General features: G+C 63.7%; 24 protein-coding genes. 20 read left to right on the top strand and 4 right to left on the bottom strand.

Annotated features, from left to right (window positions below; all coding sequences use genetic code 11):
- Nucleotides 1-14 precede the first annotated feature (14 nt).
- The 7 genes from B047_RS16100 to B047_RS18075 all read left to right on the top strand — a co-directional run bounded on the left by B047_RS16100 (nt 15) and on the right by B047_RS18075 (nt 3,309).
- Nucleotides 15-398: a hypothetical protein gene (locus tag B047_RS16100; RefSeq protein ID WP_018465397.1), complete on the top strand. Its 384-nt coding sequence runs from the start codon at nt 15-17 to the stop codon at nt 396-398.
- Between the two features lie 73 nt (nt 399-471).
- Nucleotides 472-1,074, top strand: coding sequence for a zinc metallopeptidase (locus B047_RS0102530; RefSeq protein WP_018465396.1), 603 nt, complete (start codon nt 472-474; stop codon nt 1,072-1,074).
- 17 nt (nt 1,075-1,091) lie between these two features.
- Complete coding sequence (locus B047_RS0102525) at nt 1,092-1,310, top strand: DUF433 domain-containing protein (protein WP_018465395.1); 219 nt, start codon at nt 1,092-1,094, stop codon at nt 1,308-1,310.
- Entirely contained in the window at nt 1,307-1,669 is a 363-nt protein-coding gene (locus B047_RS0102520; protein WP_040779068.1) for a DUF5615 family PIN-like protein, read from the top strand. The genes B047_RS0102525 and B047_RS0102520 overlap by 4 nt, the downstream gene beginning before the upstream one ends.
- A gap of 63 nt (nt 1,670-1,732) precedes the next feature.
- Nucleotides 1,733-2,536 carry an ArdC-like ssDNA-binding domain-containing protein gene (locus B047_RS0102515; RefSeq protein ID WP_018465393.1) on the top strand — a complete coding sequence of 268 codons (804 nt, stop codon included), beginning with the start codon at nt 1,733-1,735 and terminating at the stop codon, nt 2,534-2,536.
- A 48-nt stretch (nt 2,537-2,584) separates the two neighbouring features.
- Complete coding sequence (locus B047_RS17790) at nt 2,585-3,076, top strand: DUF6839 family protein (protein ID WP_157205785.1); 492 nt, start codon at nt 2,585-2,587, stop codon at nt 3,074-3,076.
- Between the two features lie 80 nt (nt 3,077-3,156).
- The gene (locus B047_RS18075) at nt 3,157-3,309 is read left to right on the top strand and encodes a hypothetical protein (protein WP_018465391.1); all 153 of its coding nucleotides are present in this window, start codon (nt 3,157-3,159) and stop codon (nt 3,307-3,309) included.
- 124 nt (nt 3,310-3,433) lie between these two features.
- Here the strand turns inward: B047_RS18075 and B047_RS0102500 are convergent, their stop codons facing one another.
- A complete protein-coding gene (locus B047_RS0102500; RefSeq protein WP_018465390.1) occupies nt 3,434-3,889 on the bottom strand; it encodes a helix-turn-helix transcriptional regulator in 456 nt (151 codons plus the stop codon).
- A 412-nt stretch (nt 3,890-4,301) separates the two neighbouring features.
- On the opposite strand from B047_RS0102500, the gene B047_RS0102495 reads away from it, so the two are divergent.
- The 10 genes from B047_RS0102495 (at nt 4,302) to B047_RS0102455 (ending at nt 10,960) form a co-directional block, all read left to right on the top strand.
- Entirely contained in the window at nt 4,302-4,583 is a 282-nt protein-coding gene (locus tag B047_RS0102495; RefSeq protein ID WP_018465389.1) for a hypothetical protein, read from the top strand.
- Between the two features lie 87 nt (nt 4,584-4,670).
- Nucleotides 4,671-5,201 (top strand): hypothetical protein, encoded by a 531-nt coding sequence (locus B047_RS0102490; RefSeq protein ID WP_040778813.1) that lies wholly within the window; start codon nt 4,671-4,673, stop codon nt 5,199-5,201.
- Nucleotides 5,177-5,383, top strand: a complete 207-nt coding sequence (locus tag B047_RS16090; protein WP_018465387.1) for a hypothetical protein — start codon at nt 5,177-5,179, stop codon at nt 5,381-5,383. Before B047_RS0102490 ends, B047_RS16090 begins: the two co-directional genes overlap by 25 nt.
- Before the next feature lie 132 nt (nt 5,384-5,515).
- Nucleotides 5,516-5,710: a molecular chaperone DnaJ gene (locus B047_RS17420; RefSeq protein ID WP_084784921.1), complete on the top strand. Its 195-nt coding sequence runs from the start codon at nt 5,516-5,518 to the stop codon at nt 5,708-5,710.
- A 277-nt stretch (nt 5,711-5,987) separates the two neighbouring features.
- Complete coding sequence (locus B047_RS18165) at nt 5,988-6,146, top strand: hypothetical protein (protein ID WP_018465386.1); 159 nt, start codon at nt 5,988-5,990, stop codon at nt 6,144-6,146.
- Between the two features lie 97 nt (nt 6,147-6,243).
- Nucleotides 6,244-6,477 (top strand): hypothetical protein, encoded by a 234-nt coding sequence (locus tag B047_RS16080; protein ID WP_018465385.1) that lies wholly within the window; start codon nt 6,244-6,246, stop codon nt 6,475-6,477.
- A 58-nt stretch (nt 6,478-6,535) separates the two neighbouring features.
- Entirely contained in the window at nt 6,536-6,841 is a 306-nt protein-coding gene (locus tag B047_RS0102470) for an SWIM zinc finger family protein (RefSeq protein ID WP_018465384.1), read from the top strand.
- Between the two features lie 242 nt (nt 6,842-7,083).
- Entirely contained in the window at nt 7,084-9,279 is a 2,196-nt protein-coding gene (locus B047_RS16075; RefSeq protein WP_018465383.1) for a DUF1156 domain-containing protein, read from the top strand.
- Nucleotides 9,276-10,331 (top strand): hypothetical protein, encoded by a 1,056-nt coding sequence (locus tag B047_RS0102460; RefSeq protein ID WP_018465382.1) that lies wholly within the window; start codon nt 9,276-9,278, stop codon nt 10,329-10,331. Before B047_RS16075 ends, B047_RS0102460 begins: the two co-directional genes overlap by 4 nt.
- Nucleotides 10,332-10,450: 119 nt before the next feature.
- A complete protein-coding gene (locus B047_RS0102455; protein ID WP_018465381.1) occupies nt 10,451-10,960 on the top strand; it encodes a Rad52/Rad22 family DNA repair protein in 510 nt (169 codons plus the stop codon).
- Between the two features lie 59 nt (nt 10,961-11,019).
- Here the strand turns inward: B047_RS0102455 and B047_RS0102450 are convergent, their stop codons facing one another.
- On the bottom strand, nt 11,020-13,734 hold the full coding sequence (locus tag B047_RS0102450) for a restriction endonuclease (protein ID WP_018465380.1): 2,715 nt from the start codon (nt 13,732-13,734) through the stop codon (nt 11,020-11,022).
- A 2-nt stretch (nt 13,735-13,736) separates the two neighbouring features.
- Nucleotides 13,737-15,626 carry a site-specific DNA-methyltransferase gene (locus B047_RS0102445; protein ID WP_018465379.1) on the bottom strand — a complete coding sequence of 630 codons (1,890 nt, stop codon included), beginning with the start codon at nt 15,624-15,626 and terminating at the stop codon, nt 13,737-13,739.
- Between the two features lie 185 nt (nt 15,627-15,811).
- Here B047_RS0102445 and B047_RS0102440 point away from each other — a divergent pair, with 185 nt between their 5' ends.
- From B047_RS0102440 to B047_RS17415, 3 genes are all read left to right on the top strand, one after another.
- Nucleotides 15,812-16,621, top strand: a complete 810-nt coding sequence (locus tag B047_RS0102440) for a HipA family kinase (protein ID WP_018465378.1) — start codon at nt 15,812-15,814, stop codon at nt 16,619-16,621.
- Nucleotides 16,621-17,472 (top strand): DUF3037 domain-containing protein, encoded by an 852-nt coding sequence (locus tag B047_RS0102435; RefSeq protein ID WP_157205784.1) that lies wholly within the window; start codon nt 16,621-16,623, stop codon nt 17,470-17,472. The genes B047_RS0102440 and B047_RS0102435 overlap by 1 nt, the downstream gene beginning before the upstream one ends.
- 100 nt (nt 17,473-17,572) lie before the next feature.
- Entirely contained in the window at nt 17,573-18,349 is a 777-nt protein-coding gene (locus B047_RS17415) for a three-Cys-motif partner protein TcmP (RefSeq protein WP_084784914.1), read from the top strand.
- Here the strand turns inward: B047_RS17415 and B047_RS0102425 are convergent.
- Nucleotides 18,257-19,048, bottom strand: coding sequence for a DUF5131 family protein (locus B047_RS0102425; protein WP_018465375.1), 792 nt, complete (start codon nt 19,046-19,048; stop codon nt 18,257-18,259). The two genes, B047_RS17415 and B047_RS0102425, sit on opposite strands and share 93 nt — an antisense overlap.
- Between the last annotated feature and the right edge of the window lie 9 nt (nt 19,049-19,057).

The following is a 19,057-nucleotide window of genomic DNA, read 5'->3' as shown; positions in this document are numbered from 1 at the left end:
GTTGGAGGTGCTCTATGAGCAAAGAATCGAACAGCATCGGCGTTTTCGTGCCCGTCGAGGTCAGTGAGGAGAAGACCTTCTTGAACCGCATCGGGGCCGCGTTCGTGAACAGCAAGGGGCTCTCGCTTTTGCTGGACGCGGTGCCCGTGGGCGGTCGGGCGGTGGTGATCTCCGAGGAGATCGCGGTGGGCGAGGGGCCGTATCGGGTGCTCACGCCGGTGGAGTACGAGAAGGACGGGGAGCGCAAGACCCGCTGGACCCGCGTCGGCACCGCCATCCCCAACAAGAAGGGCCTGACCGTGCTCTTCAACGCCCACCCCGTGAGCGGCAAGGCGGTGGTGATCCTGGCGGAGGAGCCGAAGGAGGGGGGTGAGAGCACGGACGACCTGGCGTTCTGAGCGGGGTCAAAGCTGGCGTACATGGGAAGGGGGGCTACGGCCCCCCTTTTTTCGTCCTGCAAGGATGTCGGGTATGGATACACAGATGCTCTTCTACCTCTGGGCCGTGCTGGCCCTCGGGCTGCTGGCTCACCACACCCACCGGCGGAAGGCCCTCGAGCGGGAGGCCGGGGCGGTGCTTCCCTTCTCCGGGGGCTATCTGGTACGCAAGCGGGGGATTCCGGTGCGGGCAGGGCGGAGCGATGGCTTCTCTCCCCTCTACGGCACGGTTTTCTTGCGGCGGGGGGTCATGGAGGGCCGGGCCGTGCGGGACGTGGCCTTGGCCGCGCACGAGGCGGCCCACGCCTTGCGGCTGGCGCGGGGGGAGCGCACGGCCCGGCTGGCGAGCCGGGTGATGGTGGTGCGCTGGATGCTCTTCGGCAGCGGCCTGACCCTGGCCTTCCTGCTCAACCCGGCGGCCATCGGAGTGCTGGCCCTGGCCTACGGGGCGGGGCTCCTGGTGATCCCTGAGGAGCGGGAGGCCAGCCGAGAGGCCATCCTCATCCTCAGAGAGGAGGGGGTTGGAGAGGCGGAGATCGACGGGGCGAGGCGGATGCTCGAGGGGTATGGGGACAGCTACTGGCTGGTGCCGATTGTGGCCCTGGCCCTGCTGGGCTGGCAGGCGGTGGCGGCCTAGGCGTGTAGGATGGAGCTATGGACTGGCGCGAGCGGATCACCTTCGACCCCCAGGTCATGGGGGGCAGGCCCTGCATCCGGGGGATGCGGATCACGGTGGGAACTATCCTCACGCTGCTGCGTCACCAGACCCCGGAGGAGATCCTGCGGGACTATCCCTACCTCGAGCGCGAGGACATCGACGCTGCGCTGGAGTACGCGGCCTACCTCGCCGACGAGCGGGAGGTGGCGGTCTGAGGCTGCTGATCGACGTCAACCTCACCCCCAAGTGGGTGGGGTTTTTTCAGGACCATGGTGTGGAAGCGGTGCACTGGTCGGCCATAGGAGCGCTGACGGCCAGGGACGAGGTGCTCCTGGAGGCCGCAGCGGAAGGCGGGTATGTGCTGCTGACCCACGACCAGGACATGGGCACCCTGCTGGCCCTGGCCAGGAGTCACCGCCCCAGCGTGGTGTTGCTGCGCACAGGCGACCTGCGGCCCCAAGGGGTGGGGCCACGGCTTCTGCAAATCCTGCGCGGCCTGGAAGGAGAACTCGAGGCCGGGGCCATGGTGGTGGTCGAGGACCGACGGGTCAGGGTGCGCAGGCTGCCTTTCTGAAACCTTCGAGAGCACCAGGGGGCGGCAGGAGCCGCCCCCTCTTCTTTGGGCGAGGAGGCCAGTATGAAAGCCGACGCGCTCATGGAGAAGGTCAAGGGCTGGCTCGAAGAACTCGAGAGGGGGCTTCGGGAGGGGCACACCGGGGACTTCCTCTCCTTCCTGGAGGGGATGGGCCGCTTCCACCAGTACAGCGCCCGCAACGTGGCCCTGATCCTCCAGCAGCGGCCCGACGCCACGCTGGTGGCCGGGATCAAGCGCTGGAACGAACTGGGGCGGCGGGTGAAGAAGGGGGAGCGGGCCATCGCGATCCTGGCTCCCACCCTCAAGAAGGTGGAGGTTCTGGACGAGGGGACCGGCGAGGTGCGGGAAGAACGGCGGCTGGTGGGCTTCCACACCGCCTACGTCTTCGACATCGCTCAGACCGAGGGGAAGCCCCTCGAGTCCCCGCAGGACACGCCCGAAAGGGCGGAAGTTTACGGCCGGCTCTGCTCGAGGTGCCCGGTGCCGGTGGAGGAGCGGCTGACCGGCGGCGCGATGGGCTACACCAACGGCAAGCGGATCGTCATCTCCGCGATGCTCTCCCCCACCGCAAAAGCCGAGACCCTGCTGCACGAGTGGGCGCACGTCCTGCTGCACTACGGGGGAGTGGAACCGCCGGTGACGGTGAAGGAGCTCGAGGCCGAGGCCACCGCCTACGCGGTGGGGCGGCACCTCGGGCTAGGGATGGAGGGCAGCCGCGACTACATCCTGCACTGGCAGGGCACGGTGGAAGACCTGGAACGTTCGCTCGAGCGGATCAGCCAGACCGCCAGGGAGATGCTGGTGGCCCTCGAGGGGGCCCGGCCAGCCCGGGCGGAAGCGGCCTAGAACCAGGGGGCGGGCAACCGCCCCCTGTCCTTCGTGCAGGAGGTAAACGTGAGCCACGTAGCCCGCTGGAAAAGAGAACAGGGAAGCGACCCCCTATCGGGCAGCCTGGGAGAAGCCTGGCCCCTCCCCCACCCCTCGGAACTCGAGGAGGGCAGCTGGGCCTTCCGCCACGGGGGGAGGGTCTGGTACTGCGCCCCCGAAGACCTGGAGCTCCTCCGGCCGTGGGAGGAGGGGGTGCGGGTGGGCGACCTCGAGGACGGGCGCTACCTGCTCGTGAGCGACTCGCAGGACCGCCGGGCGGTGCTGGAGAGCCTCGGCCTGGAGGAGGAAGCCTCCGAGTGGCCCCACCTCTTCGTGTGGGCGGGGGACGGGGAGTACGTGGAGGTGTGGGGCTGCCGCTTCGACGTCCCCCGGCTGGACGACCCCGCCGTGCCCCTCTTCCCCCCGCAGGGACTCGAGACGCCCTCCGACGACCCGGACTGGCTCGAGGCCAAGGAGTGGGAGGACTTCGAGGGCCCCGAGCTGCCCCCGGAGTGGTAGAAGAAACCACGACACCGGGGAGCAGCAGCGCAACCACCGGGTCACCCGCCCGCGGTACACTGTAGGTCGAAGAGGATGCCATGCCCGCGCTGATTCGGTGGCTGCTCGCCCGCCTGGGCTTCTCCCGCGCCCTGGTGAGCCGGGAAATTCCCTGGCGCGCCGTGCCGCGGGGCTCGGCGGAGGCCAGGGCCGCCGAAGAGGAGTACCTCGAGCGCAAGCGGCGTGAGCGCTAAAACCCGGCGGTACCGGCCGGCCCCCCACAGCAGGGGGCCGGCCGACTCGAGGCTGGCACTGCGGGCATGACCCCCCTTCCGGCCCACAGCCGGGGGTGCATGCCAAGGTAGTAGAGGGCCAGCTCTACCCGCCCCTCAGGCCGAGCTTCTCCCGCAGAGCCCCCACGCGGTTCTCCACCGTGCGGCGGCTCACCCCGAGCTCGCGGGCGATCTCCGCGTTCTCCAGCCCGAAGGCCAGACGCCGCAGCACCGCCCGCTCACAGGGCAGCAGTCCGTCTTCCAGCACAGGACCCTCGTAGAAGCACTCCCCTTCGGCCACCCGCCCCAGGGCAGCCAGCACCTCCTGGGGGCCCACAGGACGGGCGATCACCCCCTGTGGCCTGAGGTCCACCAGGTCACGCAGGTAGGGGGCTGAGTTCACCCCGGTGACCACCAACACCGGGCGGGGCAGGTGCGGCAGCGTATGCAGGGCGTATCCCCAGGGGGCGTCAAGCACCAGGTGGGCTGCCCCCGGAAGGGGGGACGAGGCACAGAGGGCCTCGCCGTGAAGCCGTAGCGTGTCGTTGTCGCTGAAGACCATCCACCCACCTCATGCCGTGAAATCCGTCTACCGGTCCAGGATATACAGATCGAATCCGGTTAATGGTTAGACGGGGTGCGTCGAGGGCGAGGGGATGAAGCTCCCGCAAATCGTCAAGGGCAAACACCTTCACAAGCCAAACGACGTCCGAGGCCTCAACTGGCCCCCTCAACAAGCCCGTGGGGTTAGGCCACGCTGGCCGCTGCCCTGGTGCTTCCGGGGAGTCGCCCGGGCGGACTGGAGACCGGGGCTGTACTGGAGTGCTGGGGTCGCCGGACGGGAAGCTGAAAGGGTTTCCGAAGGGATCATCCCGGACCGCAGAGGGGCCAGGGGGCGCGAGCGCCCCACTGCGGGGACCGGCCGGGGTGTCGGGACAGGCCTGCACCCGCGCGCCCGGCCGAAGGAGGCGGCTATGGCGAGCGTGATCCCCCAGACCCCCCTGCAGCGGCTCTACGAACAGCGCGAGATCCTCCGGGCACGGCTGCGCCGGGCCAGCGACGCCCGTGAGCGGGCGCGGCTCGACGACGCCCTCTTCGAGCTGCGCTGCGCCATCCGTGCCGAGCGCGAGCGTGTGCGGGGGGTGGTGTGGTGCTGCGAGGGGTGCGGCTTTGCCATCCACCCCACCGGCTGGCTCGAGTTCTGCCCGGAGTGCGGGGGTCGCTGGGAGATAGGAAAGGAGCTGAAAGGGCAGTAGTTATCTTGCCCCCCCGGATACCCCGGATTGGGGACGGGGGCAAGAACCAGGGGGCGCAAGCCCCTTTTCTCTTTCCAAAGGAGGCATATGAGCACGAGAGCGCAGATCGTGATAGAAGACCTCGAGGCCATCAAGCTGTACAAGCACTGCGACGGCTACCCCGCAGGGGTCCTGCCGGTTCTCGAGCCCTGCGTGGAGGCTTTCCTCAAGCGGCGGGGTTGGGACCCCGAGTACCTGCTGGCCCGGCTGGTGATGGCCTTCGGCCTGGCCGAGGAGCGCCACCGCCAGGCGATGAAAGCCCACCCGATCCTGGGAGAGCGCTACCGCCACCCCGAGACCACCGGCTACGGCCTCAGCGGGGAATGGTACGCGGACATCGAGTGGGTCTACCGGGTGCGGCGAGACGGGACCGTCAAGGTCCGGCGGACGAAAGAGGGCTGGTGGGACGCCGCAGGGAAAGAAGAAGACGCTCTCTGGGAGCGCCATACCCGGCTCCTCACGGGCGAAGAGGTGGCCGAGCGGCAAAAGGCTCAGTGGGCCGAGGAGGAGCGAAAGGCGATGCGGGCCTTCTACGGCCTGGAGGAGGAGGTCTTATGCGCCGCATCGACGATCCCATAGCCCTGCGGGACTGCCTGGCCCGGCTATCCGATGGCGCCAACCTGACCGTGGCCCAGGCCCGGTTGCTGCTGGCCTCAAAGGGCCTCCGGGCGCGGCAGAAGGTGGTCGAGGCGGCCTTGAAGCTCCCGGCGGCAGACCCCAAGGCCTCCCTCGCCCCAAGCCCCGGCCCCGACCCCGCCTGAAGTTCCTGGACGACCTGCCCCTCACGCCGGAGGAGCGGGCCGTCATGGAGCGGCTACGACGGGAACGGGAGGGGTGGTGCTGAGCCAGGGGGCGGCAGAGGCCGCCCCGCCTTCTTGCTGGGGGTGATAGCCATGCGTGAGGAAATCTGTCCCGAGTGCCAGGGTTGTGGATACCTGGAGGTCGTCGTAGGCAGCTACTACAGCCATTCGTTCGGCAACTACCTGCCCCGCGAGGAATGCGTGCGGTGCGGGTTGTGCGGGGGCACGGGTCTGGTAGAAGCGCCCGAAGAGGAATATGCCACGGAAGAGGAGCTGGTACCGGCTTGAGGCGGGCCGCTTGCGGGAGGTGGTTGAGCGGCTCTCCCTCAAAGACGGGCTCTTGCTATGGGAGGCCCTGGGGTCTTCCCCCAGGGCCTTTCCTTTGGGGAAACCCGAGGCCCGTAGGCAGGCGATGCATCGCATTCGGCGTGACAAAGTGTCACAGGGAATCGAAGAAAACACCGTGACAAGATGTCACAGTCCTTTGCGTGCTGGAGAGAGAAACCCCCTTGCGAAAAGAGAGAAACCGCGTGACAAAATGTCACAGGAAAACAAGCGAAACGGTGTGACAAAACGTCACGCCGACCCCGCCGGGGCCCTGGCAGGGAAACTGGGGGGCTGGCGGGCTGGGCTACTGTACCGGGCTCGCAAGGAGCAGAATCCCCTGATCCAGAGGCTGGCCCATGAGCATAAAGAGAGCCTGCTCGAGCTCCTGAACGGCTGAAGGCAGATTTGTCCGCTTCAGGAGCGAACTGGACTTCCTGGCCGAGGAGCGCCTGGCCGCCGCCGGGGAGGGCGTCTTACCCCAGTACGAGCGGCTGGTGCTCGACGACGGGGGCAAGAGCCGTCTCACCCCCTTCACCCTCGAGCGCCTCTACGCCCTGGTGGAGCGCTCGAGCGCAGGCGGGTGCGACCTGATTCTGACCTCCAACCTATCGCCCGAGACCTTCGCGGCCCGGATGCCGGAGGTGGAGGCGGCGGTGCGCTCGCGCCTTGGTGGAGGCGTGGTGGTGGAGGTAGAGGGGCCGGATGGCCGCCAGCTGCTTCCCCGGTAGGGGAACACCCTGACCGCGGGGGCGGCAAGCCGCCCCACTTCTTTAGCGAGGTGAAACCATGAAAAACATCCGTGAGCGCATCGAAGGGTTTCTCAGCCGCCTCGAGCGAGCCGAGGCCATCCTGCTGGAGGGGCGGGTACACCGGGTGGAGGGCCTGCCCCAGGTGTACGTGGTGCGGGGGAGCGAGCACTATCTGGTGGACCTGGAGCGCGAGTCCTGCACCTGCCCCGACCACGCCAAGGGGAACACCTGCAAGCACCTGCTGGCGGCGGTGCTCCTCGAGCGGGCCGAGCGCAACGGGTATACTCGAAGTGAGTATGCTTTTGATCGGGTCAGCGCTGTTGGTGTCCAACGGAGCAGATGACCTCCCCCGTTTGCGGAGGTTAGAGGCAGCGTGAGTCTATCAGCAGTTGGCTTCAGAAGCGTCACTGGCGAGACACCAAACACGGTCCATCTCGCTCGGGGGTTGGCCCCACGGGGCCAACCCTTACAGGTGGAGGATTTGACCTTACTGCCCGTTCTACCCAGGCCGGATGCCGTCGGGGTCAGCCGTGCCCTCTTGCGATGCATGCAGGAAGAAGCCGATATATCTAATGGAGGTCCCAGTTGAGCCTGGAACAAGACTTCGATATTCCGTTTGTCGCCCAACTGGCGCTGAAGGAGAAGCAAATACAACAGGAGTACCGCCCGGTCATTGGCGTACATAAGTGGTTTGCTCGCCGCCCCGGTACGGTCTTTAGAGCACTCTTATTGAGCGAGTTTGTCGGCCCAGGGCTAGAACAGCACTACTATAGGGGCCACGATCTATCAGGTCTTGTGATAGCGGACCCGTTCATGGGCGGGGGAACCCCAGTGCTCGAGGCTAACCGCCTAGGGTGCGACGTGGTCGGATTCGACATCAATCCGATGGCATACTGGATCGTGCGCCAGGAACTGGCGAGTCTAGATGTGAAGGGCTTTCTACTAGCGGCAAACCGGGTGGCAAACGAGGTCGAAGCGCAGATCGGCCACCTCTACGAAACCACCTGCGTGGAGTGCGGCTATGACCGAGCAACGGTGAAGTATATCCTCTGGGTTAAGCAGGAGACTTGCCAGCATTGTGGGAATGACTCGGACCTCTTCCCGGGCCAGCTTGTGGCCAAAAACGACCGCCACACCCACTTTGTGGTGGCCTGCCACGCATGTGGCCAACTGAACGAGCTTGAGCGGCTGCCTGAGGGGGGGTGCTCGCCTAGCTGCAGCAGGTGCGGCGCCCAACTGAGTCTGGATGGCAACGCAGCGAAAGGTAAATTCATCTGCCGGCACTGCGGCCACGACGGGCGTTATCTCAATGGCGTGCTCCGCGAGCGCCCCCCGAAACACCGTATGTATGCCCTGGAGTACTTCTGTCCGGCCTGCAAAAAACACCATCGCGGGCGGTACTTCAAAACCCCAGACACAAGGGACCTTGAGCGGTACGCCCAGGCCAGCGAGCAGCTGAACACGCAGCCGCAACTAACCGCGCTGATTCCTGATGACCTGATCCCTGAGGGTGACGAGACAAAGCGACTGCACAGGTGGGGATACCACCGCTACCGCGACATGTTTAACCAGCGGCAACTCCTCGCGCTGACAACCTTGTTGCGGTCCATCCTCCAACAGCCCCAGGGTCCCGTGCAGGACGCGCTCCTCACGGTGTTCTCCGACATCCTTCGCTACCAGAACATGCTCTGCCGGTACGATACTTACGCCCTGAAAGGCCAGGATATCTTCTCGGTGCACGGATTTCCTGTGGGACTCGTGCAGTGCGAGGCCCACCCTCTGGGCCTTGAGGGCATCGGCAGCGGTGGGTTCCGGCACTTCGTCCAGAAGTACGCGAAGGCAAAAGCCTACTGCGAGGCACCTTTTGAAGTCTGCCATGGCAAGAGCAAGAAGGTGAGGGTGCCCATCCAAGGCGAGGTGATCAGAGCAAACTTCGTGGACGATCTTCCCAGGCGTACCGGACGCGCCGCACTCATCCGTAAGCAGAGCGCCACCGAGGCCGAGCTCCCGTCTGGCAGCCTGGACGGCGTGTTTACCGACCCGCCGTACTTCGATAACGTTCAGTACGCCGAGTTGATGGACTTCTGCTACGTTTGGCTCCGGCGTGCGAAAGCTGATCACCCGGAGTTCACCGCGCTCTCCACTCGCTCATCCCAGGAATTGACAGGCAACGTCACCCTGGGGCGAGGCTTGGAACACTTCACCGAAGGGTTGTCCGAGGTCTTCATCCGCATGGCCAAGGCACTAGTTCCAGGAGGGCCTTTCGTCTTCACCTACCACCATAACGACCCGGAAGCTTACCTGCCTCTCGTGGTGGCTCTTCTTGACGCTCGTTTGTACTGCACTACCGTGCTACCGGTGCCCGGAGAGATGGAGGCATCCATGCACATCCAGGGTACCGGCTCCTCCATCCTGGACTCGGTGTTTGTCTGCCGGGCCGGGATACAGGTGGGGGGCCGTAGCTGGCAGGAACTCTCGGCTGAGCTGGGGGCTCGGCTGACGGAAGAGATCAAGCTCTTGCGAAGAGGGGGAGTGGCGGTCTCCCGTGGGGACGTTTCCTGCCTCCTTTCTGGGCATATTACCCGGATATTGATCCACGAACTCTACAGTTTCTGGTCCTCGACACCCTCTGTGAAGGAGAAGCTTGAAGTCGCCCGCAGCGGCCTGAAAAAGATCATGTTGGAAGTAGATACCAGGGCCTTGGTGGACCGACTGATGCAGATGCGAGTGGGGGATACCGAGGGTAAGGTCGTGCAGGAAGACCTTATTCTTACCCTATGACTGATCCTTCCGTCTTCCCCTATACAGTCACCTACGAGGAACTCACCGACAGCATTGACCTCTATGTTGACTCCGTCTTTGAGCAGTTAGAGTCAGATTTCCTCGTCCTTCCCAAAGGAAGTGGATATGTAGAATACTCCCGCTTCCAGGAAGCGTATCAGACCCTGTACAACCTGACGAACGGCTTCCAGGAATTCACGACTGAAAAAGTGATACAGGCCTGGTCGGCTGATGCGCTCGGCTTCGTTGTAGTCCGGACTATTCTTGGCTTTACTCCGCCGGAATTCTCGGATGCCACGCGCCAATCTACAGGGTTAGATGTTGGCTTAAGCTTTGCCCGAAACCTTGATCGTGATGTTCGCACTAATCCTAGGCGGATCAACAACATGCGTCCTAGCACCCTGGGGTATAAGCGGGTCCAGGCCATGGCCAAGACCGCCTGCAAGCTGATATCTGAGGGTGCTCCTCCCGTGCCTGACAACGTCATCCACCGTCTGGACAAGATGGACACCGCGCAAGGGCTGGCTAGCGTGCGCAATTTAGCAACGATGGGGGCTTCCTACGCCATGCTCCTGTACGAACGCTTCTTGGGGCGTCCCTTCGCCAGCCATCGGGACGCGGTGTCGGACTTGGTAGGCGACGTAATGGAGAGCGCCGTAGCCAAGCTACTCGAAGAACACCGCATTCCCTTTCGACGGACCGCACGGGCGGAGCGGATCGCCGGGTTCGATCAAGCGCCGGACTTCATCGCCCCCGACGAAGGCAACCCAAAGGTCATAATCGAAGCCAAGATAACTGGGGACGACGGCACAGCCAGAGACAAGGTAGCCCGTATCCTGCGGCTGGCTCAGATGCGGGCGGAGCGATTGGACAGGGCGGGCAGTACTTATCAGTTGGTCGCTTGCATTGACGGCCGGGGCTTTGGGGTGCGGCGGCGGGACATGCGCGATCTGCTGGTTGCAACCGAGGGCAAGGTGTTCACCACCAAGACGCTACCCGACCTCATCGAGTACACCAACCTGCGCCTGCTCCGGCCCATAAGCAGTTCCTGAGAAGAGGATAGTTCATAGGGGATACCTGGGTCTTGCCTATCGCATGCTCTCTTCTAAGAAATTGAAGCGCCAGGGGGTGGCTAGAGCCACCCCCTCTTTTCGCTTGAAAGGAGGAGAACATGGACAAGATCGGCATCCTCACCGCACCCCTCACCGCTGAGGAGATCGAGTGGAAGGTCATCGCGGTCAAGAACGGGAGCACCACCATCGCTCCCTACATCGACGCGAGGGCGGTCATGACCCGCCTTGACCGGGCCTTTGGCCCCTTTGGCTGGAGCGTGCGCTACACCCCGGCCCAGGTGGGCAACGAGCACGGGGTCATCGCCAGCATCGCCATCCGGAACCCCGAGACCGGGGAGTGGGTGGAGAAGCAGGACGGGAGCGGGGCCAGCGACATGGAGCCCTTCAAAGGCGGCATCTCGGGGGCGCTGAAGCGGGCCGCCACCGCCTGGGGGATCGGGCGGGAGCTTTACGGCTACCCCAGGGTGGTCGTGGAGGGGGAGCACCGCTATATCCCCTTCAAGGTGCTGGACCGGTTGAAGGGGCTCCCTAAGGCTGTGGCCGAGGGCAAGCCCCTGCCCGAGGTCATCCGGCTCACCGCGGAGGGGGAGAATGCGCGGAAAGGCTAAGGGCCCACCACCCCGGCCTGTTTTCCGTGCCAAACACGGTCAGCCGGGACGGGCAGGTGTCATTCGCTACCTTGGCAGCTCGATCGGACGCGCTCAGGGCTCAGCTCGGCCGCGGAGGTCTCCACGACGTAAGGGACCTCGAGCGCCCGGAAATGGGCCCTGCCGCTCTCGATCTTGAGGCGCTCGCTGACGCGCAGCTTGGTCACGTCCTTGCTGCCCTTGGTCTCGCAGATGAAGTAGAGCTTCTCCTGCTCACCGTCCACCATGACCACGGCCCAGTCGGGGCGGTACTTGCCCAGCGGGGTGTCCACCTCGAACCAGTCGGGCAGCTTGACGAAGAGCTTCACGTCCTCGCGCCTGTCCAGGGCTTCGGCGAAGCCCCGCTCGACCTCCGACTGGAAGATCACCCCGTCGTAGATGGAATTGCTCACCTCGACGATTTTGTCCAGATAGCCGATGAGTTCCTTGCTCTCGAAGAGCATCATGTCGTAGGCCTGTCCCTCGAGCCGTTCGTACTTGATGCCCTCCACCATCAGCTCCTCGAGGGTGTTCCTGACAGCAGCCAGGGCCAAGTCGATGAACTGCTGGGGGTTCACCTTGGCATCTGCCAGCCGCCCCGACTCCTTGAGGATGCGGGCCAGGGTGCCGCGGGTCAGCTCGGTCTCGCGCTGGAGGTAGGCCAGCAGATCGGGGACGGCGGGGCGGAAGTCCAGGTCTTCGGTGTTGACCCTGGCGAGTTCGGTCTCGAGGTCTTTGCCAAGCCGGATGATGCGCCCCTTCTCGATGCGGTAACGCGGGCGCTCGACCTTCGGCATCTCCCGGATGGCCTTGGCGGCCCGCTGCACCAGGTCCTCGGTGTCGAACTCCACCCGGTAGCGGGTGTGGTGCTTGATCCGTTCCCAGAGCGCGCGGAAGTCCTCATTGAGCTCCCAGCCCTTCTTGAGCTTGAGGGTGCGCCGCTCGCGGCTGTTTTTGATGCGCTCCTGCCCAAAGTCAAGGCCGGTCTCTTCCTCGATCTCGGTCTGCAGGGCCTTGGCGAAGTCCCTGTAGCTCTCGTTGGCGATGACGGTCAGCCGGTTGACCCGGGCGTCAAACGAGCGTTCCCCGTTCTCGCGCACCGGCAGGCGCAGGCCCCGCCCGATCTCCTGGCGTTTCTTGACCTCGGAGCGGGTCTCGTTGAGCGTGCAGATCTGGAACACGTTGGGGTTGTCCCAGCCCTCGCGCAAGGCCGAGTGGCTGAAGATGAAGCGCAAGGGCTCCTCCAGCGACAAAAGCCGCTCCTTATCGCGCATGATCTTCTCGTAGGCCTCCTCGTCGGCCTGGGTGTTGCCCGAGGTGTCCTTCCATCCCGTCCTGTCCTCGGCGAAGTAGCCCCCGTGCACCTGCTCCACCGGGGGAAGGTTCAAGGAGGCGTAGGCCGGGAGCGCGGAAAGCTCGAGGTAGGCCTCCTCGAACCAGCGCCGGAACTTGGCGTCTGAGTACCGGCTTTGCCGGGCCGCTGGTGCGGCTTCACTTTCGCCCCGGTAGTTGGCCACCCGGTCAATGAAGAACAGGGACAGCACCTTGAGGCGCTGGCCCTCCGGCAACCGCGCGACGGCGAGTTCCTTGTTCAGGTGTTCCCGCACGGTTTCGCGGATCTGTGCCCGCATGAGCGCGTCGGCGCCCACCCCCTGCTCCTGCCCCTCCTTCAAACGCACCCCATTGGCGAAACTCACGTACTTGAAGCCCGCGTCGATCTCGTCCACCACGTAGCCCCGGTACAGCTCCCGCCCCCCCGACAGCTCGTAGAGGTCGGAGCCCTGCTTGAGGGTCACGGATTTGCGCTTGGTGGCGCTCCCGTCCCAAACGTCGAGCTCTGCTTTCGCGCTGATGCTGCTTTTGGTGGCCTTGACCTCCTTCAGCTTCAGGTAGGGAACGTTGAAGTTCTCCTCCTCGAGCACCGACGTCACCTCGATCTGCTTGACCAGCCCGAGGTCGTAGGCCCGTACCGGGTCGAGCCGGTACAGCAGGTTGTAGGGGTTGCGGTGGGTGGCCGAGTAACGCAGCGTGCAGAGGGGGTTCAGGCTTGCCAAGGCCCGTTTCGCCAGGTCGCTCTCGAAGTTCTGCGGCTCGTCCACGATGACGATCGGGCGCGCCGCCCGGATGAACTCGATGGGGCGGAAGCCCGAGAGCCGGTCGTTGGGGAGAAAGATCACGTTGTTGCCCGGCTTGTTGAAGGCGTCGATGTTGATGATGAGGATTTGCAGGGTGCTCTCGGTGGCGAAGGAGCGCAGCCGCGAGACCTGCTTGGAGTCGTAGACCCAATAATCCACCGGCACGTTGCCGTAGAGGGCGCCGAAGTGCTCCTTGGTGAGGCGCAGGTTCGAGAGCACCCCCTCCCGGATGGCGACGCTGGGCACGGCGACGATGAACTTCTTGAAGCCGTAGAGGCGGTGCAGCTCGTAGATGGTGCGGAGGTAGACGTAGGTCTTGCCGGTCCCGGTCTCCATCTCCACCGAGAAGTTGAGCGCGATGCCGCCATCGGGGATCTCGATGGCCTCGAGCCGCTCGCTCAGGGGCAGCCCGTTGGCTTCTTGCACCCGGCGGACGTTCCCCAGCACAGCCTCCGGGCTGAGCAGCAGTTGGTTAGCGTAGGCGGCGATGCCGTAGAGTTCGTCGGACTCCATGCTCAGGGTGTAGAGCCCCTCGCCCAAGGGCTGCCCCTCAAACACCCCCGTCACCGCCCGGATGGCCTCGAGCTGGTACTCCTGGTCGCTCTCGAACTTGATCTTCATGTTTACACCGTGCGGAAGCGGATGCCCCGGTCCCGCATCTCCAGGGCGATGTTGGTCTTGAGCGCGTCGTCGCCCGAGAAGGCCACGTCCAGGCACACCACCTGAAGGGGCTTAGGCTCCAGGGCCATCACCGCCCGCAGGGTCTCGGCCCGGATGGGCCGCTCGAGGCAGACCAGCAACTGCCCCTCCGCCACCGAGTACACCTTTTGCCCCTCGAGCTCCTTCTTCTGAATCTTCGAGGAAAGGGGCAGACCGGCCTTGAGCAACAGCTCGAAGAGCACGTCCTCCTGGCTGCGCCCCTCGACGAGGTTATCCACGAGCGCCTCGAGCTGGCCCTGGATGTCCTCGGCCTCGCCGTCCCAGAGCTTGAAGTTGCTGGTATCCAGGCTGAAGACCCTGAAGCCCAAGTCCTGGCCGTCCGGCTCCAAGAGCCGGACTGCTGATTTTTCCTCCCCCGACCTGATGCGCTCCGCCGCTTTTTGCACCCGGCCTCGAGTCACGCTGCTGATGGTCGGATAGTTGGGGTTGCGGGTGGGTTCGGGTAGCTGGACGAGGACGAACCTCCGGTTGCCCCGATCCTCCTGGTTCATCTCCAGCACGGCCTGACCCAGCGTGCCTGACCCCGCGAAGAAATCAAGGACGATATCCCCGGCATCGGGCTCGGTAGAGAGCTGAAGCAGCCGCTTGAGCAACCTCACCGGCTTGGGCGTATCGAAGGCGTCGGCGTCCTCCCCGAACAACGCCTTGAATTCTTTCTTCGCTTCGTCGGTGTGCCCGACGTCGGTATGCTCCCACCAAGTATCGGCCACTACCCCTGCAACCTCACTCAAGTAGCGCTTATAGCGGGGTGTTTCATTTTCTTGGTTCAGCCCCCACCAGACACGGCCTTCTCTAACATTTTGTTCGTGCCTTTCTCTGCTGTAGCGCCAAACGGCAGTTCGGCTCGGCCATATCTCCTTGCCGGTCTTGGGATGAATGATCGGATAGTAAAGGTTGGGCCGCTGCTCGGAAGTTTTGTTACAGGTGTAGTTATCCGACATCCACGGCCCTCTGGGGTCATTGTCAGGGTTTTTATAAAGCCGGTTCTGCTCTTCCGTGCGCTCCATTCGTTTGAGCGTCGCCACGGCTTTCCCTTGCTCGTTGAACCGGCGAGACTTCACGTAGGAGAGCAGATAGTCATGGGTGTAGGAAAAATCGGTGGTGTCATTCGAGGGGGCATACTTTTTCTGCCAAAGAACGGTGGCGAGGAAGTTCTCCTCCCCGAAAATCTCGTCCATGATCGCCCGGAGGTTGTGCAGCTCGTGGTCGTCAATGCTGACGAAAATCACCCCGTCGTCCCGCAGGAGGCTTCGGGCGAGTTGCAGCCGGGGGTACATCATGGACAGCCACCTGCTGTGGATTCGTCCTCCTTCTTCGGGTGCGGTGGTCAGCCTGACCCCATCCTCGGAGAGTTGCCCGGTGAAGCGAAGGTACTGCCGGACGCCCTCCCGGAAGTCGTCGGGGTATACGAAGTCATTGCCGGTGTTGTACGGGGGGTCAATGTAGATCAGCTTGACCTTGCCGTGGTACGCCTGTTGCAGCAGCTTGAGCACCTCGAGGTTGTCCCCCTCGATGATCACGTTCTCGCTGGTGTCGAAGCCTACGGACTGATCCCGCCTGGGCCGCAGGGTCCCGCTGCTGGGGATTTGCACCGCGCGGATGGCCTCGGACTTCCCGGCCCATGACAGCCCGTAGCGCTCCCGCCCCGTTTCCACCCTCTCGCCGAGCAGCAGCTTGAAGGTCTCCAGGTCGAGCCTCCCCTCCTTGAAGGCCTCAGGGAAGAGTTCGCGGAGGGCCTCGAGGCGCTCCTCGATCGGGTTCGGCGTGGTGAGGAGAAGCTTGTCGGGTGCCATAACGTAGAGTCAATCATAACTAGCTCGAGGCCATCCCGCACCGGGTGGCGCACCGCGGGCTTTATACTTGAAGCACACACGCCCTGCACCGAACCGACGATGCCACGCGAGCCCACCTCCTCTCGAGTCAACTTGCTGACAGAGCACGGCATGACCCACCGCCTTCGGCGGCCCGGGGTGGCGCGGTGAGCTACCCGAAGGCCATCGCTCACAAGGGCCCGGTGGGGCGCGGGGCCACCCTGCCGCAGATTTTCAGCGTGGAGGGGCTGGGTGACTGCCTGGTCAAGTTCGCGCAGTCCGATCACGGCCCCAAGGCCCTCGCCAACGAGCTGATCGGGTTCCAGGTGGCCGATGTGCTGGGCCTGGAACATCCCGAGTGCGGGGTTGTGGAGATCGAGGCGGAGGTACTGCCCGACGACGGGAAGCTCGAGGTGACTAGCCCGGACGGGTATCACTTCACCTTCCTGCCGGGCCTGGCCTTCTACTCACGGTGGCTCCCGTCGGCGGAACACCCCACCGCGGACGATCTCACCACCCTCGAGCTGGCGAACCCCCGAATGCTCGCGGGTGTGGTGGTGCTGGACCTACTGCTCGGGAACTGGGACCGCACCGCGGCCAACCCCAACCTCCTGCTCGAACGGCGCGGGCGGCGACGCTTGGTCTTGATCGACCTCGGCTTGGCCTTCGGGGGCGGGATGTGGGAGCTGGGCAACCTGCTGGATACGAGCTTTCCGCCGCTGGATGACCCGCTCCCGTATGGAGAGGGCTTGGACAGACTCCTCCGGACGGTCAACCCCGCCACGGACTTTTCATCCTACCTTGGTAAACTGTCGGAGTTGAGCCGCCCTCGGCTCGAGTCCTTCGTGGGGACAATTCCGTCGGAGTGGGGAATTTCACCCCGCGAGCGCGAGGCTTTGGTAGACTATGTGTACACCAAAGCCCGGAACCTCCCCGCCTACCTCGAGCAACGGCTCCAGAAGCAGGAGTGGTGGTGATGAAACGGATGCAGGCAACCTACATGGTGATTCGGTACTTGCCCGACGTACCCCGTGAGGAGTTCGTAAACGTCGGGGTGGTGCTGATCTGCCCTGATGCAGGTTTCCAGGGCATTCACATCGTGGACCACTTCAGCGAGGGTAGCCGTGCCAAGGCCCTCGGCGGCGACGGCCTTTTCGTTCGGCACGCCCTCACCAAGCTCCGCAACATCATCGCCCAGCGGCGCGTGGACGACCTACTAGGCAAGAAGGCATCCCCTGACGGCCAACTCACCCGTGAGGGCATGGCCCTGCTCCAGCAGGTTTACTGCAACAACATCCGCTTCAGCCCGCTGCGGACGGCGGTCACGGGCGACCCGGCGGCCACACTCGCTCAGCTCTTTAGGGACTACGTGGGGGATCAGCAGCCCCGGCCAGAACCCAGAACGGTCACCCGTACGCTGATCCGCAAGAAGGTCCACGAGGTGTTCGACCAGTTCAGGCTTTTCTCCTTGGGACTTAAGGAGGACTGGCGTCTGCCCCTTTTGACGGAGCCTACGGTAGATTTGGCGTACAAGAACGATGTGTGGCACTGCTTCCAGGCCATCTCCTTCGTAGGGCATGAGCGAGCCATCAAAACGGCGGTCAACGCGTACCGCCAGACCGCCCGCGACGCCTGGGAATCGGACACGGAAGTCCGGGACGCACAGTTCGTGGCGCTGGTCTACAGGCCCAGCCAGCCGACATCCCAGATACGCAACCTCGAGGAAGCCCTCAAGCACGACAACATCCAGCTCAGGGACTACCGCGACGCCCCAGAAATCGCCAAGGACATCAAGCGCGACCTCGAGGCCCACCAGCTCATCCGGTAAGTCCTCCGATTGTCCTGGCTTTAGGCATCACAGGAATAAAACCAATGACGATGTGCAAGTACCGCTGAGGGCGCGTCCGGGCTTTGCTATCCTGAAGCTCATGGAATATCCCAAGGCCCATCCTTGGACCTTGAAGAAGCTGGAGTTTCTGAAAAAATATTTTCCCGCGTTCGTAAAGGCTACCCAGAAAGCGCGTTCTCGTCACTACGTAGATGGGTTCGCCGGGCCAGGGTATAACCAGCAAACAGATGGCAGCCTGGTCGAAGGATCGCCTCTGCTGGCCATCCAACATCCCGAGTTCACCAGCTTCTTTTTCGTGGAAAAAGGCCGCCGCTCGTACACTGAACTCGAGCGAAATCTCCGGGAGCGCGACCCTAGCCTTCGCGGTGTCCACCTCTACCGGGGCGACTTCAACCTTCGTGTGGACGATATCTTGCAGCAGATTCACCCAAAAGCACCCACGCTGTTCTTTCTGGATCCCTTTGGCCTCGAACTCAGGTGGTCTACAGTCGAAAAAATCGCCGGGCGGGAAAAGGCGGATATCTTTATCCTGCTTAGCAGTAGCGGGGCTGTCCGAAACAGGGGCAAAAACCCCCACATTTTGGATGAATTTTTTGGGGATACCTCCTGGCGAGACATAAGACGAAAGCCAGGGCAGTCCTGGTTTGAGGCCTTTACCGAGGCTTACCGCGAGCGGATGAGGGAACTAGGACTGGATGGAACCGAACTGGTGACTGTAGCCAGGAACCGCAAGAACGCGCCGATGCATGTCCTGGCCTTCCACTCAAAGAACAAAATCGCTCTGCGGATCGCGAATAGTGTTTTCAATAGCATCGAGACCAATTTCGCTCAACCGGGCTTGCCGTTCGGTGAGTGAGTCAGTCTGAGGAAACTCGTCCCAGGTGCGGCCATCCAACAACCTGCCCCCACTCTTCGGCGTTCTGCCGCCCCATTGCTTGAAGAAGAAGGGTATTCCAGCTCGCTGGCATTGATCTCGAAGGGAGCGTACCCAGGTGGGGTCTACGGGGCGGTGATCGGGACCGCTCTCCCCCCCTACGATGACCCAGTGGATACCGCGCAGGTCTAACTCGAGGGGCCCCAACAAAGGCTCGCAGGAGAGAAACTTGACCCTGGCCCCGGTCTGACGAAGGAAATCCACCCGTACCGCGTACTTCTGGTTCTCCACCGAGACCCCCATCCAGACGTTCTCTGGCCACTCGATCAGGGGGTCGAGCTCCAGCAGGCGCGTGTGGCGTTTGGTGAGGATCTGGTAGGTGTGCTGCGGGGTCTCACGCATCACCTGGAAAATCTCCAGTAGAAAGGAAATGGGCATCTGCTCGTGGAAGAGATCGCTCATCGAGTTCACGAAGACCCGGCGCGGCTTCTTCCAGCGATAGGGTTCGCGTAAGCGCTCAGGGTGCAGGGTGAAGCGAAATCCCTGGGGGAAATGCTGGGAGAAGCGCTCGGTGATGCGCTCGGCATAGCAATGCTTACACCCTGGGCTGACCTTGTTGCAGCCGGTAGTAGGGTTCCAGGTGGCATCGGTCCACTCGATTGCGGTGCCGACGTTAGCCATTACGGCGTA

The sequence above is a fragment of the Calidithermus timidus DSM 17022 genome, from assembly GCF_000373205.1.
Lineage (GTDB): Bacteria > Deinococcota > Deinococci > Deinococcales > Thermaceae > Calidithermus > Calidithermus timidus.
The sequence above is the reverse complement of the archived record's forward strand: the minus strand, read 5'-3'. Positions and strand labels throughout refer to the sequence as shown.